Origin of the sequence: Hansschlegelia sp. KR7-227 (assembly GCF_049446035.1) — a bacterium.
Taxonomy (GTDB): domain Bacteria; phylum Pseudomonadota; class Alphaproteobacteria; order Rhizobiales; family Methylopilaceae; genus Methylopila.
Window position 1 is genome coordinate 1626362 of record NZ_JBMSEA010000001.1, and the last position, 17345, is coordinate 1643706.

General features: G+C 67.7%; 13 protein-coding genes and 3 tRNA genes. 10 read left to right on the forward strand and 6 right to left on the reverse strand.

What is annotated here, in order from left to right; genetic code table 11:
* Positions 1-19 precede the first annotated feature (19 nt).
* The 3 genes from tuf to ACO2RJ_RS07620 all read right to left on the reverse strand — a co-directional run bounded on the left by tuf (position 20) and on the right by ACO2RJ_RS07620 (position 1499).
* Entirely contained in the window at positions 20-1210 is a 1191-nt protein-coding gene (gene tuf, locus ACO2RJ_RS07610) for an elongation factor Tu (RefSeq protein WP_423267375.1), read from the reverse strand.
* A 99-nt stretch (positions 1211-1309) separates the two neighbouring features.
* Positions 1310-1383 (reverse strand) — tRNA-Gly (locus ACO2RJ_RS07615).
* Between the two features lie 31 nt (positions 1384-1414).
* A tRNA-Tyr gene (locus ACO2RJ_RS07620) sits at positions 1415-1499 on the reverse strand.
* 271 nt (positions 1500-1770) lie between these two features.
* Here ACO2RJ_RS07620 and ACO2RJ_RS07625 point away from each other — a divergent pair.
* On the forward strand, positions 1771-2583 hold the full coding sequence (locus tag ACO2RJ_RS07625; RefSeq protein WP_423267388.1) for a TrmH family RNA methyltransferase: 813 nt from the start codon (positions 1771-1773) through the stop codon (positions 2581-2583).
* Here the strand turns inward: ACO2RJ_RS07625 and ACO2RJ_RS07630 are convergent.
* Both ACO2RJ_RS07630 and ACO2RJ_RS07635 read right to left on the reverse strand, forming a co-directional pair.
* The gene (locus ACO2RJ_RS07630) at positions 2580-3497 is read right to left on the reverse strand and encodes a GSCFA domain-containing protein (protein WP_423267389.1); all 918 of its coding nucleotides are present in this window, start codon (positions 3495-3497) and stop codon (positions 2580-2582) included. The genes ACO2RJ_RS07625 and ACO2RJ_RS07630 overlap by 4 nt on opposite strands.
* Before the next feature lie 397 nt (positions 3498-3894).
* Positions 3895-4212 carry a hypothetical protein gene (locus tag ACO2RJ_RS07635; protein WP_423267390.1) on the reverse strand — a complete coding sequence of 106 codons (318 nt, stop codon included), beginning with the start codon at positions 4210-4212 and terminating at the stop codon, positions 3895-3897.
* A gap of 403 nt (positions 4213-4615) precedes the next feature.
* On the opposite strand from ACO2RJ_RS07635, the gene ACO2RJ_RS07640 reads away from it, so the two are divergent.
* Complete coding sequence (locus ACO2RJ_RS07640) at positions 4616-6328, forward strand: MFS transporter (protein ID WP_423267391.1); 1713 nt, start codon at positions 4616-4618, stop codon at positions 6326-6328.
* Between the two features lie 305 nt (positions 6329-6633).
* Here the strand turns inward: ACO2RJ_RS07640 and ACO2RJ_RS07645 are convergent.
* Positions 6634-6708, reverse strand: a tRNA-Thr gene (locus tag ACO2RJ_RS07645).
* Positions 6709-7296: 588 nt separating this feature from the next.
* On the opposite strand from ACO2RJ_RS07645, the gene ACO2RJ_RS07650 reads away from it, so the two are divergent.
* From ACO2RJ_RS07650 to urtD, 8 genes are all read left to right on the forward strand, one after another.
* Positions 7297-8706, forward strand: coding sequence for a glycosyltransferase family 2 protein (locus ACO2RJ_RS07650; protein WP_423267392.1), 1410 nt, complete (start codon positions 7297-7299; stop codon positions 8704-8706).
* Positions 8707-8831: 125 nt separating this feature from the next.
* Positions 8832-9776 (forward strand): hypothetical protein, encoded by a 945-nt coding sequence (locus ACO2RJ_RS07655; protein WP_423267393.1) that lies wholly within the window; start codon positions 8832-8834, stop codon positions 9774-9776.
* A gap of 133 nt (positions 9777-9909) precedes the next feature.
* A complete protein-coding gene (locus tag ACO2RJ_RS07660) occupies positions 9910-11313 on the forward strand; it encodes a glycosyltransferase family 2 protein (protein WP_423267394.1) in 1404 nt (467 codons plus the stop codon).
* Between the two features lie 181 nt (positions 11314-11494).
* Complete coding sequence (gene urtA / locus ACO2RJ_RS07665) at positions 11495-12781, forward strand: urea ABC transporter substrate-binding protein (protein WP_423267395.1); 1287 nt, start codon at positions 11495-11497, stop codon at positions 12779-12781.
* 93 nt (positions 12782-12874) lie between these two features.
* Positions 12875-14512: an urea ABC transporter permease subunit UrtB gene (gene urtB, locus ACO2RJ_RS07670; protein ID WP_423267396.1), complete on the forward strand. Its 1638-nt coding sequence runs from the start codon at positions 12875-12877 to the stop codon at positions 14510-14512.
* Between the two features lie 211 nt (positions 14513-14723).
* Positions 14724-14999, forward strand: a complete 276-nt coding sequence (locus ACO2RJ_RS07675) for a GIY-YIG nuclease family protein (RefSeq protein WP_423268931.1) — start codon at positions 14724-14726, stop codon at positions 14997-14999.
* Positions 15000-15386: 387 nt separating this feature from the next.
* Entirely contained in the window at positions 15387-16478 is a 1092-nt protein-coding gene (urtC, locus tag ACO2RJ_RS07680; protein ID WP_423268932.1) for an urea ABC transporter permease subunit UrtC, read from the forward strand.
* 4 nt (positions 16479-16482) lie between these two features.
* Positions 16483-17241: an urea ABC transporter ATP-binding protein UrtD gene (gene urtD / locus ACO2RJ_RS07685; RefSeq protein WP_423267397.1), complete on the forward strand. Its 759-nt coding sequence runs from the start codon at positions 16483-16485 to the stop codon at positions 17239-17241.
* Positions 17242-17345: the final 104 nt, after the last annotated feature.

Sequence of the window (17345 nt, forward strand, 5' to 3'; positions counted from 1 at the left end):
GTCGACAGGACATCGAGGATCACTCGATGATGGTGGCGACAACGCCGGCGCCGACGGTTCGGCCGCCTTCGCGGATGGCGAAGCGCAGCTTCTCCTCCATCGCGATCGGCACGATCAGGTGCACCTCCATCGCGATGTTGTCGCCCGGCATCACCATCTCCGTGCCCTCAGGCAGATGCACCACGCCCGTCACGTCGGTCGTGCGGAAGTAGAACTGCGGGCGGTAGTTGGTGAAGAACGGCGTGTGGCGGCCGCCCTCCTCCTTCGTCAGAATGTAGGCCTCGGCCTTGAACTTCGTGTGCGGCTTCACCGAACCCGGCTTGCACAGAACCTGCCCGCGCTCCACGTCCTCGCGCTTCGTGCCGCGCAGAAGAGCCCCGATGTTGTCGCCCGCCTGCCCCTGGTCGAGCAGCTTGCGGAACATCTCGACGCCCGTCACCGTCGTCTTCACCGTCGCCTTGATGCCGACGATCTCGACCTCCTCGCCGACCTTCACGATGCCGCGCTCGACACGGCCCGTCACCACCGTGCCGCGGCCCGAGATCGAGAACACGTCCTCGACCGGCATCAGGAACGGCTGGTCGATCGGACGCTCCGGCTGCGGGATGTAGTCGTCCACAGCCTTCATCAGCTCGAGAATCGCGTCATGCCCGAGCTTCGCGTCGCCGTTCTCAAGCGCCACAAGCGCCGAGCCCTTCACGATCGGAATGTCGTCGCCCGGAAAATCATACTTCGACAGAAGCTCGCGAACCTCGAGCTCGACCAGCTCCAGAAGCTCCTCGTCGTCCACCATGTCGCACTTGTTCAGAAACACCACCAGCGCGGGAACGCCGACCTGGCGGGCGAGCAGAATGTGCTCGCGCGTCTGCGGCATCGGGCCGTCCGCCGCGCTCACCACCAGGATCGCGCCGTCCATCTGCGCCGCGCCCGTGATCATGTTCTTCACGTAGTCGGCGTGACCGGGGCAGTCGACATGCGCGTAATGGCGCGCCGCCGTCTCGTATTCGACATGCGCCGTCGAGATCGTGATCCCGCGCGCCTTCTCCTCAGGAGCCTTGTCGATCTGGTCATACGCCGTGAACGTCGCCCCGCCCGTCTCGGCCAGAACCTTCGTGATCGCAGCCGTCAGAGACGTCTTGCCATGGTCGACATGGCCAATCGTCCCGATGTTGCAATGCGGCTTCGTCCGCGAAAACTTTTCCTTGGCCATCGACAAAATCCTGCGTGGTGACGCCCAACCGATTGAAGCGCCGCTCGTCTAGGCGGCTTTTGGGTCCGCCACAAGGGGAATCGTTCAGGCGCCGGGAGATGGAGCGGGTGAAGGGAATCGAACCCTCGTATTCAGCTTGGAAGGCTGCTGCTCTACCATTGAGCTACACCCGCGCGAGGCGTCTTATAGCAGGCGCCGGGGAGATGGTGGAGGGGGTTGGATTCGAACCAACGTAGGCTGAGCCAACGGATTTACAGTCCGTCCCCTTTAACCACTCGGGCACCCCTCCAGCACGCTTGACCGGCGCGGTGGTCAATCCGCGCCGGCGCGGCCCGCCGCCCGAAAACGACGCGCCGCTGCGGCGGGTGCTTTAGGGGCGGCGCGCGTCCGGTGTCAACCGCAAAGGGCCGCGGCGGACGGCGTAGTGGCCGCGGGACGCGCGCGCGATTTGGCCGCCACGCCGCGCAATGTCCCGCAACGGGGTGACAAAGCCCCGCCAAGGCGGGACAAGTCGCGCCTTCGCCCCGCTTCGATCCTTCCGCGACGACCGACCGAGCCCCATGCGCCCTCCCCGCTCCCCCGACGCGCCGCACAAGCCGAAGCGGTCCTGGCCGCCGCGCGACAAGAGCGCCCCCCGCCGCGACTTCCCGCGCGACCATGACGGGCCGGTCGTGCTTTACGGCTTCCACAGCGTGGTCGAGGCGCTCTCCAATCCGAAGCGCAGGCCGATCCGGCTGCTGGCGACCGAGAACGCGCTCGCCCGTCTGACGGAAGCCGGCCTCGCCGAGCGGATCGCGCCCGAGATCGTGCGCCCCGGCGCGATCGACCGCTTGCTGACGCCGGACGCCGTGCATCAGGGCCTCTATCTCGAGGCCGAAGCGCTGCCGGCGCTCACGATCGAGACGATCCCCGAGGACGGGCTGGTGCTGGTGCTCGACCAGATCACCGATCCGCACAATGTCGGCGCGATCGTGCGCACCGCGGCGGCGTTCGCGGTCGACGCCATCGTGACGACGGCGCGGCACAGCCCCGAGGCGACCGGGGTGCTCGCGAAGTCGGCGAGCGGCGGGCTGGAGCACGCCCCGCTCGTGCTCGTCCAGAATCTCTCCCGCGCGCTGCATGCTCTCGGCGAACGGGGCTATTTGCGGATCGGCCTCGATTCGGAGGGACCGGCGACCCTCGACGAGACGGGCTTCGGCTCGGGCGGGATCGCGCTGGTGCTCGGCGCCGAGGGCAAGGGCCTGCGCCAGCTCACCCGCGACACCTGCGACCGGCTGGCGCGGCTCGACATGCCCGGCGCGATCAAGAGCCTGAACGTCTCGAACGCCGCCGCCATCGCGCTTCACGTCGCGCGAAGGGCGAAACCGCTTTAAATCGCCGCGCGGTAGGTTTTTACCATGTAGGCGGTTATCTCGTTGACCAGATCATTTCGAACATGAATGTTATCTTCCAGGAACGACGATGATCCTCCGCTTCTGACGATCTCGTAGCTCGGGAAGTAATCGACGTTCGGTATCTGGTTATAGAGTCGCTGCGCGGTGACACGTAGCACAGCCTTCGAGAATTCATTTGCGACTACGGCGTCGTCTCCGGAAAACGTGTTGCCTATAGGAACCGGAGAAATCGACAGCACGATCTTCTTTCCCATATCCGAAAGCTGCTTAAGCACGGGCTCTAGAGTGGGAACCGTATCGTACAGGTCCATCCGCCTGAAGACGAACCGTGAAAAGTCCAGTTTAGCCGTGGTCATGGGCGGCATCCGGTTGAGGTAGGTTTGCGAAACTTTATCAAACCAACCCTCCACGAAGCCCAGGGTGATGATGACGACTTCACTGGAGATCAAATCATCATAAATACCTGCAATCTCGTCCCGCCGCTCATAGGCCCGCTCGCGGGTGACGTCGGCCCCGCTCACGAGCGTGAGATCGGCATATTTCGTACCCGACTTGACGATCGATCGATCATCGAAGGGCGTCCGATTTATAGCTGATTTGATCCTCTGGGCGATCGACCCTGGATTATACTCGTTGAGCAGACCGTTCGGACGATAGGGCCATTCGTCAATCGGCGCCTTGAAGCGCAGCGTCGGCAAATTCACGCCCAGCGGCAGCAAGGCTTCCTCTATGTTTCGCGCGAAACACGAGCCGATGGTGAATACTTTCATTCCTGCTTGAAAATCGATACCGAATTTCGGACGGAATTCGGGGAATATAATGCCATTTACGAACCGGCTGTCGCTGCGGCCGGGAAAATCTCTTCTGCTCTTGTTGCTTTGATAAAGCCTCACGCAGTCCATATAATTTAGCAAAGACGAGCCCCCTGTGCGTGGAACTCAAGCTTAACAATGGGCGCCGAGGGGTGGCAAGCCTACGTTCAAAACTGATTGAACATGTCCGAGACCACGGCGCTTCGGCGCGTGCTGCGATGAGCAGGCGATTGCGCCGGCCGCGGCCCCGGCCGGCGATCGCCGGGCCGTCTGGAGTCCCCGGCAGGCAAGGCAAGCCAGAGGACGGCGCCGAGCGCCCTAAGGGCCAGCTGCGCCCCAGTCGCGGCGCGTCCGGGCGAGCGGATCGCAGCCAAGGCGAGGTGTTCGCGAGCCCAGCCTCGAGGGGCAGGCGCGTCGAGGCGCATTCCCGAAAGCCGGCGCCGCGTCGGCAGCGCCACGAGCAGAGGACCGCCCCGGCTTAGCGTCGCGGCAGCTGGTTGATCCTCGTCGCGGCGTCGGTGCGCACCGTCGGGCCCGATGGCGCGATCGTGATCGAGGGCGTGATGGGCCGCGTGCGCCCGAAGGCGTCGCGCGTGTCGGGCCGCCCCGGAACGTTGAGCCGTCGTCCGCGGCCGTCGTAGCGCGGCGGGTCGTACCGCTTCGCGGCCTTGGGTTGAGGCGCGTAGCGGAGGCGCGGGGCCGTGCGGCTCCTCCGCCACTCCCGGTCCGCCTTGGTGGCCGGACGCGTGATCGCGCCCGGGTTGCGGTCGGTCGGGTCGGCGATGATCGACGTCATCGGCGGCTCCGCGCGGGCGTTCGACGCCGCGCCGATGAGGGCGAGAGCCGCAATTGTCAACAGGGCATTAACCGAAAGTCGCATCACAGGTCCCGTCGACGAGTCGTCGCCGCGGTGTGTATCTAGGCTCAGCGACATTTTGCGCCAGTGGCTCGGGGGTTAGCCGCCGCCGCTCGCGTGGATGGAGCCGACAGCAGACACGCGAAACGTCAGGCCGGCCGCAAGCCGGGCCGCCAGGGAGACAACCGATGCGGGAGGCCCCGCATCCACCTGAGATGGCCCGTCGACACGGGCCTTGCGAACGCCGCCACAACCAACGCCGCCTTCGCGGGCGGCGCAAAAGGCGCCGCGACGCGGGAACACCCGCGCGACGGACGCCATAACCGCCTGAGGTAAAACGCCTATGTCAGTCGCGAGCACGACAGTCCCAGCCGGCCGGGCTCGACCGATGACGCGCGAGGAGAAGAAGGTCATCTTCGCCTCCTCGCTCGGCACCGTGTTCGAGTGGTACGATTTCTATCTCTACGGATCGCTTGCGGCGATCATCGGCGCGCAGTTCTTCAGCGTGCTCGGAGCGGACGGCAAGCCGCTCTACGATGAAGCCACCCGCAACATCTTCGCCCTGCTCGCGTTCGCGGCGGGCTTCATCGTGCGCCCGTTCGGCGCGCTGGTGTTCGGCCGGATCGGCGACCTCGTCGGCCGCAAATACACCTTCCTCGTCACCATCCTGATCATGGGCGTGTCGACCTTCATCGTCGGCATCCTGCCCGGCGCGGCCACCATCGGCTTCGCCGCCCCGGTGATCCTGATCCTGCTCCGCCTGCTGCAGGGCCTTGCGCTCGGCGGCGAATATGGCGGCGCTGCGACCTACGTCGCGGAGCATGCGCCGCAGGGCCGGCGCGGCTTCTACACCTCCTGGATCCAGACCACGGCGACGCTCGGCCTGTTCCTCTCCCTGATCGTCATCCTCACGACCCGCACCATCGTGGGCGAGGCCGCGTTCTCGGACTGGGGCTGGCGCGTGCCGTTCCTGCTGTCCGTCGTGCTGCTCGGCATCTCGGTGTGGATCCGGCTTCAGCTCTCCGAATCCCCGGCCTTCCAGAAAATGAAGGAAGAGGGCACCCGCTCGAAGGCCCCGCTCAAGGAGTCCTTCGGCGAGTGGAAGAACGCCAAAATCGCGCTGATCGCGCTGCTCGGCCTCACCGCCGGCCAGGGCGTCGTCTGGTACACGGGCCAGTTCTACGCGCTGTTCTTCCTGCAATCGATCCTGAAGGTCGACGGCTACACCTCCAACCTGCTGATCGCCTGGTCGCTGGTGCTCGGCACCGGCTTCTTCGTGTTCTTCGGCTGGCTGTCCGACAAGATCGGCCGCAAGCCGATCATCCTCGGCGGCTGCCTCATCGCGGCGGTCTGCTTCTTCCCGATCTTCAAGCAGATCACCACGATCGCGAATCCGACGCTCGAGAAGGCGATCGAAAACGTCAAGGTCGCCGTGATCGCGGACCCGGCCGAGTGCGGAAGCCTGTTCAACCCGGTGGGCACCAAGAAGTACACGACGGCCTGCGACGTGGCCCGCGACTACCTCTCGAAGTCGTCGGTGCGGTACACCTCCGAGGCTGCGCCTGCGGGCACGCCGACGGCGATCCGCATCAACGACCAGACGGTGCCTTACACGGCCGGCCCGGCGACCGCCGAGAACAACAAGGCCATCTCCGCGGCGCTTCAGGCCGCGGGCTATCCGAAGGCCGGCGACCCGTCGATCGTGAAGATGTCCCACCCATTCGACGTCTTCCGCGCGCAGACCGGCGGCATCATCCTGATGCTGTTCGTGCTCGTGCTGTTCGTGACGATGGTCTACGGGCCGATCGCGGCGGCGCTGGTCGAGCTGTTCCCGACCCGCATCCGCTACTCCTCGATGTCGCTGCCCTACCACATCGGCAATGGCTGGTTCGGCGGCCTGTTGCCGGCGACCGCCTTCGCCATGGTGGCCGCCACCGGCGACATCTACTACGGCCTCTGGTACCCGATCGTGTTCGCGATCATGACCGTCGTCATCGGCCTGATCTTCGTTCCGGAGACCAAGGACCGCGACACCAACACCTACGATCACGCCTGATCCACGCGCGGCGGGCCTTGGCCCGCCGCATCCGGATCGTCAGGGCCTCGCGGGCGACCGCGGGGCCTTTTTTTCGGTCGGCCTCATCTCGGGAGGATGGTCCCTTCCAACGCCGGCCGGCGGGCGGTCCTGCGTGCTTCGAGACGGCGCTTCGCGCCTCCTCAGCATGAGGACGGTCTTCGCTTTTCCCGCTCCTCAGGATGAGGATGGTTTTCGCCTCTCTCCGCTCCTCATGCTGAGGAGCGGCGGCGAAGCCGACGGGTCTCGAAGCACGCAGCCGATCACCGGCGGCGCGCGAAGGCGCGTGGTGCCGGCTGAGGGGATTGAACCCCCGACCTTCGGTTTACAAAACCGCTGCTCTACCGCTGAGCTAAGCCGGCGCGGCGCGCATACTAGCCACGGCGCGCGAAAGGACAACGGCCAGGGTTTGCGCCCGCCCGGCCCCGGCTTCCGGCCGGCCGGCGGCCTCGCCTGAGGTCCCGACCGCCTGCAGTTGTCCACAGCTCCGGGCGCAGACCACTATGAACGCCGTCGCGGATTCGGGCCGGGGCCTCGACCGCCTCGCCGGACCTTCGTCGGACTGGTCGGGGGCTGGCCGAGCGCACGCGCAGGCTCGATCGGATCGTCTCCCTCGCAGATCCGATGTCGCGACGAGGCGCGCGGAAATGTCCTGGCCGCCCGCAGCGCTCCGGCGCGAGATCGAGGCGAGCGGCGCCGCGCTCTTCGGCCGCGTCGCCGATTTCGCCGTCCCCCTCCACAGGCCGGACCGGTCCAGGCGACGCGCAGGTCCGTAGAGCGCCCCGGCGGTCCGGCGAAGGCGTGCGCGGCGGTAATGCACTTGAGATCGGCGTCGCCATGTGATTGTGAGTTTCACGCGCCCTCGCGACGCGTCGCAGGCCGGCCGCCTCTTGCATCGACTTGAAACCGCGGCGCCGCCCCTCCGTTTGGGGCGAGAAGGATCGTCAGAAATGTCAGTCGCTGCAGGCCAGCCTCCGCGGATCGCCCTCGGCGCGATCTTCAAGAACGAGGGGCCTTACGTTCTGGAATGGGTCGCGTATCACCTCGGCATCGGCGTCACCCGCTTTTTCATCGCCGACAACGACAGCGACGACGAGACCACCGCGCTGCTCGCCGGGCTTCAGGCGCTCGGCGTCGTCGACCACATCCCGTTCCCGAGCGTCCCCGGCGCGCCCCCGCAGCTTCCGGCCTATCGCGAGATCATCCGGCGTCACCGCAAGGACGCCGACTGGATCGCGTTCATCGACGCGGACGAGTTCCTGGCGCCGACCAGGCCCGGCGTGCGGATCCGCGACATCCTGAGCGCGGCGGACCAGGACGTCGGCGCCGTTGTCGTCAGTTGGGCGGTCTTCGGCTCCTCGGGCCTGTCGCGCACCGAACCGGGACTCGTCGTCCAGCGGTTCACGCAGCGCGCCGAACGGGACTACTTCCACAACCACCACTACAAGACGATCATCCGCTCCTCGGCGGTCGCCCATCCCGGCGGCAACCCGCACCACTTCATCCTGAAGCCCGGCTTCCGCACCATCCAGCCCAACGGCGAGACGCTGGCGCTGCATCCCGAGAGGGGGCCGGGCCTCAGCAAGGTCATCGACTGGTCGACGCTCAGGCTGAACCATTACGCCGTGAAGTCGCGCGCCGAGTTCATCTGGAAGAAGAGCCCCCGCGGGAGCGCCACGGTCGCGACCCGGGTGAAGCGCGGCGGCTATTTCCAGACGCATGACCGCAACGAGATCACCGAGGTGATGCGCGACGTGTTCGTCACTCGAACGAGGGAGGGCGTCGACGCCCTGAAACGGCGTCTGCTGGAGATCGGGATCGATCAGGCGGTCGTGGACGCCGACCTCGCCATAGGGAAACTTGACGGCGCCGACCCGCACGGCGTCTTCGAGGAGGGTCGCGGCTATGTCGACCGGTCCGCCGTGGCCCGCGGGCGCCTCATCCTGCAGGGTTGGGCGCTCGACGGGGCGGGACGCCAGATCGAGCGCTTGCGGGTGCATGTCGGCCGCGCGGTGTTCGACGCGAAGCCCGTCGCGCGCCAGCCGCGCCCGGACGTCGTGCGGCACTTTCCCGCCGGCGATCCCAACAGCGGGTTCCGGCTGGAGATCCCCCTCAGCGAGCTCGGAGCCGAGGCCCTGCTTTCGCCCACGGCGGGCATTCTCGCGCCCGACCAGATGTTCGAAGTCGTCATCGTGGAGAGCGCAAGGCTGGCGCCGCTGTTCCAGTCGAGCCTCGCCGCCTTCGCGGGCGTCGACGACCTGTCCTCGCTGTCGCGCGACGAGAAGCGCGCCTTAGCCGAGCGCTATGTCGCCGCCTCCGCCGAAACGGGCGCCGGAGTCGAGGCGGCGGGCGGACGCTAGCCGGCGACCGCTCGATAGGATTAGCCATTCGATCAATAGCGAACGCCACTTGGGCGCGCTACCTCGGTTGTCCGCCGGGTCGAAGCGTCATGCGATTCGCGAAGGCGCGCAGAGCAGCATGAGCAATGGCAACAGCATCCGAGATCGAGCTTCCCGCCGAATTCGACGCCAACTTCTACCGCTCGCACCACGCCGATCTGCGCGCCGTGCAGGACGTCGAAGAGCACTACCGGATCTTCGGGATGAAGGAGGGTCGGACCACCTCGCCCGGCGCGTTGCGGGAAACCCTGGCGTTGGTCGCCGGGTCGATCGCTCCGGTCCTTGAGATCGGACCTTTTCCTCGACCTTTGCTGCGCGGCTCGCACGTCCGATATTTCGACGTGGTCGGCAAGCAGGGCCTGACCGAACGCGCCCTCAGGTCCGGCGCCGATCCGGCCAATCTGCCCGAGATAGACTACGTCGCCGCCGACGACGATCTGATGACGGCGAACGACACCTTCAAGGCGGTGTTCAGCACGCACTGGATCCAGCGCCGGCCGGACCTCATCCGCCATCTGGCGCAGGTGTCGAAGGCGCTCGAGCCCGGCGGACATTATTTCCTCGTCATCCCGGACAAGCGCTACTGCTTCGATCATTTTCTGGCGCCCTCCTCGATCGCGCAGGTGCTCGGCGCCCATCTCGGCGACCGGCGCACGCATGCGCTCTCAAGCCTGATCGAGCATCGGGCGCTCACCACGCACAACGACGCCGAACGCCACTGGGCCGGCGACCACGCCAATCCGGATTATCTCGACTCGATCGAGAGCCGCACCAGGGCCGCGCTGGACGAATACGCGGCGGCGGAGAGGCCCGAGATCGACGTCCACGCCTGGCAGTTCACGCCGGCCTCGTTCCGGTCGACCATCGCGATCCTCCGCACGCTCGGGCGCACCGATTTCGAGCCGGCGCGCGTCTACGAGACCCCGCGGGGCCGCAACGAATTCACGGCGGTGCTGCGCAAGGCGGGGAAGGCAGCGAGCGCGGGGGCGCGCGCTCCCGCAGCGGGCCCGCAGGCCCAAGCCGCGGCCTAGCGTCGGGCCTGCCGGCCCGGCCTTTGTTCCGCCGAAGGCTTTCGGCTAAGGATGCGGCCCCGCTCCCAACCGTCGAAGCCTCCTCCGTGCGCGCCAGATCACATCCCCGCCTCCCGACCGTCCGGCGGCGCCGGTGACCGCTCCAAGCGATCCCGCGGCGCCGACGCTCGCGATCGGCGCGATCTTCAAGAACGAGGCGCCCTACATCCTGGAATGGGTGGCGTTTCACCGCGTCGTCGGGGTGGAGCGCTTCTTCGTCGCCGACAACAACAGCGACGACGAATCGACCCCGCTGCTCGCGGGGCTGCAGACGATCGGCGCGATCGACCACATCCCCTTCCCGCACGTCCCCGACAGCCCGCCGCAGATGCCCGCTTATGTCGAGATCCTGCGCCGGCACGGCGACGACGCCGACTGGATCGCCTTCATCGACGCCGACGAGTTCCTGGTCCCGAGCGACCCTGCCGCGACCGTGGCCGACGCGCTCGGCCGCCTCGGCGACGATGTCGGGGTCGTCGGGGTGAATTGGGCGTCCTACGGCTCGTCGTTCCGCACGGAGGCGACGCCCGGTCTCGTCACGGAGCGCTTCACCTGGCGGGCGACGCAGAAGTTCGGGGCGAACCACCATTACAAATCGATCGTGCGGGTCCGCGGCGTCGAGGGCGTCGGCAAGAACCCGCACGCCTTCCCGCTGAAGGCGGGCTTCGTCGAGGCGCATCCGAGCGGCGCCCCGCTGGCCCCGCTGCCGAAGCGCCCCAAGGGCCTGAGCGCGGCGGTGGAGTGGGCCCCGCTGCGGCTCAACCATTACCTCGTCAAATCCCGCGACGAGTTCCTGTTTAAGAAGAGCGCGCGCGGCCGGGCGACCTCGGTGACGAAGAGGCGCGGCGAGGCCTATTTCAACAGCCACGACCGCAACGACCTCGAGGAGGCGATGTCCCCCCTCCTGATCGAGCGCACGCGCGAGGAGATGGCGAGGCTCAAGGCGCGGCTGATCGAGGCCGGACTCGACCGCGCCGTCGTCGACGTCGACCTCGCGGTCGCCGAGATCACGGCGCGGTCGGGCGGCCGCCAGCCCGCCCCGGCCGAGGCGCCCGCGGCTCGCCGGCGCGGCTCGATCGGCCGGACCGTGGTGACGCCGACGACGGTCACCCTGCAGGGCTGGGCTCTGGAGGAGGGTCGCGGGCCGATCGCCGAGTTCGCGCTCAGGGTCGGCGACCGCATGGTTCCCGCCGCCGTGAAGGCCCGGATTCCCCGGCCGGATCTGGCGCGCCAGTATCCCCGGGCGCCCAATCTGTGCGGGTTCAGGCTCGCGGTCGACGTCCAGGAGCTCGGCGCCGAGGCGCTGCTGCGGTCCGACGTCGCGGTGGTGGCGGGGTCCCCGGGCTTCGACATCGCGTTCTCGCCGGCCGCGGCCTGGGACAAAGCGGTGGAGGACGCCCTCGTGGCGGCGGGAGCGCCCCCGCTTGCGACCGCCTCGCCGGAGACGCGCGCAGCGCTGATCGGCGACTTCGTCAAGGGCCGCCTGCGCCCGGGCTGAGGGCGACGGGCGGCGCGTCTGCCTAATTTTTGGTCATCTCGAATCGAGGACCTCGACGGGGCGTGACCCCGTGCAGCCAAAAGCAGCGGGTCGCCCAATCTTCCCCCATCTGGCATCGCGCTTGCGTCTGATCGCCGAACCGGCCCGGGAGAGGGTTGGACAGAGATCGACGGAGACTGGGATGCGCACATTCTTGGGGGCGGCGCTCACGGCGGCGGCGGTAGCCGCGGCGGCGTTGACGACAGCGCCGGCGAGGGCGGAAGAGACCATCAAGGTCGGGATCCTGCATTCGCTCTCGGGCACCATGGCGATCAGCGAGACCACGCTGAAGGACGTCATGCTGATGCTCATCGACGAGCAGAACAAGAAGGGCGGCGTGCTCGGCAAGAAGCTCGAGCCGGTGGTCGTCGACCCCGCCTCCAACTGGCCGCTGTTCGCCGAGAAGGCGCGCGAGCTCATCACCAAGGACAAGGCGGCCGTGGTGTTCGGCTGCTGGACCTCGGTCAGCCGCAAATCCGTGCTGCCGGTGTTCAAGGAGCTCGACTCGGTCCTGTTCTACCCCGTCCAGTACGAGGGCGAGGAGAGCGAGCGGAACGTGTTCTACACCGGCGCCGCGCCGAACCAGCAGGCGATCCCGGCCGTCGACTACCTCCTGAAGGAAGAAGGCGTCCAGCGCTGGGTGCTCGCCGGGACCGACTACGTCTATCCCCGCACCACCAACAAGGTCCTCGAGGCCTATCTCAAGGACAAGGGCGTCGCCGAAAGCGACATCATGATCAACTACACGCCGTTCGGTCACTCCGACTGGCAGACGATCGTCTCCGACATCAAGAAGTTCGGCTCGACCGGCAAGAAGACGGCGGTGGTCTCGACCATCAACGGCGACGCCAACGTGCCGTTCTACAAGGAGCTCGGCAACCAGGGCGTCAAGGCGACCGACATTCCGGTCGTGGCCTTCTCGGTCGGCGAGGAGGAGCTCGCGGGCATCGACACCGCTCCGCTCGTCGGCCATCTCGCGGCCTGGAACTATTTCGAGAGCGTCGACACGCCCGAGAACAAGGCCTTCATCGAGAAGTGGAAGGCCTTCACCAAGAACCCGAAGCGCGTCACCAACGACCCGATGGAGGCCCACTACATTGGCTTCAACATGTGGGTGAAGGCGGTCGAGAAGGCCGGCTCCGTCGAGGCCGACAAGGTGATCGACGCGCTGCCCGGCGTCGAGCAGGCGAACCTCACCGGCGGGATCTCGAAGATGCTGCCGAACCACCACATCACCAAGCCCGTGCTGATCGGCGAGATCAAGGACGACGGCCAGTTCGACGTCGTCTCGAAGACCGACGATCTCGTGCCCGGCGACGCCTGGTCGGACTTCCTGCCCGGTTCGAAGGACCTCGAGGCCGACTGGGTCGGCAAGAAGTGCGGCAACTTCAACACCAAGACCAACAAATGCGGCGGACAGGGTTCCTGAGCTGACCCCTTGGCTCGGAACTCGATAGCGGCGGGCGGCCGCGTCCTCCCTCGGTCGCCCGCCGCGACTTCTCTCCAGCAGGCCGGTCAGACGATGCGACGAACCCTTCGTTCCGGCGGCCGGCCGCTGTTCGGCCCGCTGCTGCTCCTCGCCGCGCTGTGCTGCGCATGGCTGTCCGCCGCGCCGGCCCGCGCCGACGCCGTGGATGACGCCCTGCTCAGCTTCACGGCCGACAAATACGACGACACCGAGAAAGGCATCGCCGGCATCGTCCAGACCGGCGCGCCGCGCGGCGCCGAAATCTTCACGGCGCTCAGCGCAGGCCGCCTGTTTTTCGATCCCGAGAGCAAGGCGGTGGTGATCAAGGACGCCGGCGGCGGCCTGACGCTCGCCAAGACCGGCGAGCCCGCGCCGGCCGAACTCGCCGCGAAGCCGCTGAAGCTCGTCCGCGTCAACAACCGGCTGCGCCGGTCGCTTGACGCCGCGTCGGGGACCTTCGAGCTGCGCGCCGCCGATCCCGCCAAGCGGATCGCCGCGGCGCGCGCGATCTTCAAGACGCGCGAGCCCACCGCCCTGCCCTCGCTCGACGCCGCGCTCGGCGCCGAGAAGGACGCCTCCGCGAAGGCCGTGCTGGAGCAGGCCCGCGCCGCGATCATCCTCGGCAAGGCCGACGCTCCCGAGGCCGACCGGATCGCGGCGGCCGGCGTCATCGCCGACGTCGGGAACCCCGACGCGATGGCGGCGCTGCGTTCGCTGCCGGCCGACGCGCCGCCCGCCGTGGCGAAGGCCGCGGCCGACGGCATGGCGGCGATCGAGCGCTGGCTCGGCGTCGCGAGCGTGATCCAGGACCTGGTCTACGGCCTGTCGCTGGGCTCGGTGCTGCTGCTCGCCGCCATCGGCCTCGCCATCACCTTCGGCGTGATGGGCGTCATCAACATGGCGCATGGCGAGATGGTGATGATCGGGGCCTACGCCACCTTCCTGACGCAGGGGTGCATCCGCGATCATCTGCCCGCCCTCAACGGCGCCTCGCTCGTCGTCGCGATCCCGATCGCCTTCCTGGTCGCGGGCGCCGTCGGCGTGCTGATCGAGCGCACGGTGATCCGCTTCCTCTACGGCCGCCCGCTGGAGACGCTGCTCGCGACCTGGGGCGTGAGCCTCATCCTGCAGCAGGCGGTGCGCACCCTGTTCGGCCCGACGAACCGCGAGGTCTCGACGCCGGACTGGCTGCAGGGCTCGATCGGCGTGTTCGGCGTGTCGCTCACTCTGAACCGCATCGCGATCATCCTGTTCGCGATCGCGGTGTTCTTCGCGCTGCAGCTGCTTCTCAAGCGCACCAGCCTCGGCCTGAAGGTGCGCGCCGTGACGCAGAACCGCCGCATGGCGGCCTCGATGGGCATCCGCACGCCCTGGATCGACGCCATGACCTTCGGGCTGGGCTCCGGCGTCGCCGGCATCGCCGGGGTGGCGCTGAGCCAGATCGACAATGTCAGCCCCAATCTCGGCCAGAGCTACATCATCGACTCGTTTCTGGTGGTGGTGTTCGGGGGCGTCGGCAATCTCTACGGCACGCTCGTCGGCGCGCTCTCGATCGGCGTCGCGAACAAGCTCCTGGAGCCTTGGGCCGGCGCCGTGCTCGGCAAGATCATCCTGCTGATCGCGATCATCCTGTTCATCCAGAAGAAGCCCCGCGGCCTGTTCGCGCTGAAGGGTCGGGCGGTGGAGGCGTGAGGATGGACGGCGAGAGAGGCGCCCTTCTGCGTGCTTCGAGACGCGCCTTCGGCGCTCCTCAGCATGAGGAGCGTGGAGGATGGGTTGTGCGGAGAGGCGGCGGTCAAAAGCACTTCCGTTCCGCTCTCCCGCTCCTCATGCTGAGGAGCCGGCCGCAGGCCGGCGTCTCGAAGCACGCAGGAACCGCGCCGTGGCGAACGCCTGGGTCTATATGCTCCGCTGCGCCGACGGCTCGTATTATGTCGGCTCCGCTCGGGGCGCGGATCTGGAGAAACGGCTCGCCGAGCACCGCGACGGGACATTCGGCGGCTACACCTCCGATCGCAGGCCGGTCGAGCTCGTGTTCTCGGAAAGCTTCGAGCGGATCGACGAGGCGATCGCAGCCGAGCGGCGGATCAAAGGCTGGTCAAGGGCGAAGAAGGAGGCGCTTATCGCCGGAGCGCTGGATCGCCTGCCTGAGCTTTCACGACGCGGGCGGAAAGGCTGAAGCGCCGGCCCTGCGTGCTTCGAGACGCGCCTTCGGCGCTCCTCAGCATGAGGAGCGCGGAGGATTGCCTCCAAGATCAGCCTTTCGTCCTGCTCCCACCTCCCTCATGCTGAGGAGCCGGCCAGCGGCCGGCGTCTCGAAGCACGCAGGGTCCGCGCCGTGGGGCGGGAGCGAAGGAGCGGTCGATGGGGCGCCCGCGCCTCAGCCCTGCGTCTTTCAAGCGCCCACCCCCCTCATGCTGAGGAGCCGGCCAACGGCCGGCGTCTCGAAGCACGCAGCGTCCCTCGGCCGCGCCTCGGCCGGCGCGGGCGATCGCGAGGCCCGCCCGTGAGCCGCTACCGCTTCCTCGACGGGGCCGGCTGGATCTTCCTCGCGGTCGTGCTCGCCATGGCCGTGCTGATCCCGGCGTCGAACCTGCTGCTGACGCCGGACCATCCGCTGCATGTGCCGGACTATCTCGTCCCGCTGCTCGGCAAGTATCTCGCCTTCGCGATGCTCGCGCTCGCGCTTGATCTGGTGTGGGGCTATTGCGGCATCCTCTCGCTCGGCCACGGCGCGTTCTTCGCGCTCGGGGGCTATGCGATGGGCATGTATCTGATGCGCCAGATAGGCTCGCGCGGCGTCTACGGCAATCCGGTCCTGCCCGACTTCATGGTGTTCCTGAATTGGAAGGAGCTGCCGTGGTTCTGGCTCGGCTTCGACCATTTCTGGTTCGCCGCGCTGATGGCGATGGCGGCGCCGGGCCTGCTCGCCTTCGGCTTCGGCTGGCTCGCCTTCCGCTCGCGGGTGACCGGCGTCTATCTCTCGATCATCACCCAGGCGATGACCTTCGCGCTGATGCTCGCCTTCTTCCGCAACGACATGGGCTTCGGCGGCAATAACGGGCTCACCGACTTCAAGGAGATTCTGGGCTTCTCCGTGCAGGCGCAGGGCACCCGCGCCGCGCTGTTCGCGGCGACCGCGCTCGCGCTCGCCGGCTCCTATCTGCTCTGCCGCTGGGTGGTGACGTCGAAGTTCGGCAAGGTGGTGGTCGCGATCCGCGACGCCGAGAGTCGGACGCGCTTCATCGGCTACCGCGTCGAGACCTACAAGCTCGCGGTGTTCACGCTGTCCGCCATGCTGGCCGGCGTCGCCGGCGCGCTCTACGTGCCGCAGGTCGGCATCATCAACCCGTCGGAGTTCACGCCGGCGAATTCGATCGAGGCGGTGATCTGGGTCGCCGTCGGCGGCCGCGGCACGCTGGTCGGCGCGGCGCTCGGCGCCTTCGCGGTCAACGCCGGCAAGACCTGGTTCACCGGCGTGCTGCCGTCGCTGTGGCTGTTCGCGCTCGGCGGCCTGTTCGTGGCGACCACGCTGCTGATGCCCAAGGGCATCGTCGGCGCCGTCACCGACCTGCTCGGCCTGAGGCGCAAGAGCGAACTGCCGTCGGCGCCCGCCGCGGCGCCCGCTCCGCCCGCAAAACCCGCGCCGGCGGAGTAGGCCCATGACGATCGGCGGACTGACCACCAACGCGCTGCTCTATCTCGACAACGTCTCCGTCACCTTCGACGGGTTCAAGGCGCTGAACGCGCTGTCGCTCTCGATCGACCGCAACGAGATGCGCGCCATCATCGGCCCGAACGGCGCCGGCAAGACCACGATGATGGACGTCATAACCGGCAAGACCCGGCCCAATGTCGGCGTCGCCGTGTTCGAGGCGACGCATGATCTCACCACGCTCGACGAGGCCTCGATCGCCCAGCTCGGCATCGGCCGCAAGTTCCAGACGCCGACGGTGTTCGAGATGCACACCGTCGAGGACAACATCCTGCTCGCGCTGAAGACCGACCGACGCCCGTTTCCGGTCCTGTTCTCGAAGCGCACCAGCACGGAAAGGGAGCGCATCGACGCCCTGCTGGAGCGCGTGCGCCTCACGGCCGCGCGCGACCGCAAGGCCGGCGAGCTCAGCCACGGCCAGAAGCAGTGGCTCGAGATCGGCATGCTGCTCGCCCAGGAGCCGAAGCTGCTGCTGGTCGACGAGCCCGCGGCCGGCATGACCGATCAGGAGACCGCCGACACCGCCGACCTCTTACGCGAGATCGCCAAGACCCGCTCGGTCGTCGTGGTCGAGCACGACATGACCTTCGTGCGCGACCTCGGCGTGAAGGTCACCTGCCTGCACGAGGGCTCGGTGCTAGCGGAGGGCTCGCTCGACGCGGTGTCGTCGAACGAGCGCGTCATCGAAGTGTATCTCGGGCGATGAGGATAGCTCCTTCCAACCTCCGGCGTGGGACGGCGGTCCTGCGTGCTTCGAGACGGCGCTTCGCGCCTCCTCAGCATGAGGATGGTTGTCGCTCCACGCTCCTA

Coding starts and splice junctions, on each gene's coding strand:
- urtD (WP_423267397.1), top strand. CDS start 16,483: ATGACGATCGGCGGACTGACCACCAACGCGCTGCTCTATCTCGACAAC.
- urtA (WP_423267395.1), top strand. CDS start 11,495: ATGCGCACATTCTTGGGGGCGGCGCTCACGGCGGCGGCGGTAGCCGCG.
- urtC (WP_423268932.1), top strand. CDS start 15,387: ATGGCCGTGCTGATCCCGGCGTCGAACCTGCTGCTGACGCCGGACCAT.
- ACO2RJ_RS07655 (WP_423267393.1), top strand. CDS start 8,832: ATGGCAACAGCATCCGAGATCGAGCTTCCCGCCGAATTCGACGCCAAC.
- urtB (WP_423267396.1), top strand. CDS start 12,875: ATGCGACGAACCCTTCGTTCCGGCGGCCGGCCGCTGTTCGGCCCGCTG.
- ACO2RJ_RS07675 (WP_423268931.1), top strand. CDS start 14,724: ATGCTCCGCTGCGCCGACGGCTCGTATTATGTCGGCTCCGCTCGGGGC.
- tuf (WP_423267375.1), bottom strand. CDS start 1,210: ATGGCCAAGGAAAAGTTTTCGCGGACGAAGCCGCATTGCAACATCGGG.
- ACO2RJ_RS07625 (WP_423267388.1), top strand. CDS start 1,771: ATGCGCCCTCCCCGCTCCCCCGACGCGCCGCACAAGCCGAAGCGGTCC.
- ACO2RJ_RS07640 (WP_423267391.1), top strand. CDS start 4,616: ATGTCAGTCGCGAGCACGACAGTCCCAGCCGGCCGGGCTCGACCGATG.
- ACO2RJ_RS07650 (WP_423267392.1), top strand. CDS start 7,297: ATGTCAGTCGCTGCAGGCCAGCCTCCGCGGATCGCCCTCGGCGCGATC.
- ACO2RJ_RS07635 (WP_423267390.1), bottom strand. CDS start 4,212: ATGACGTCGATCATCGCCGACCCGACCGACCGCAACCCGGGCGCGATC.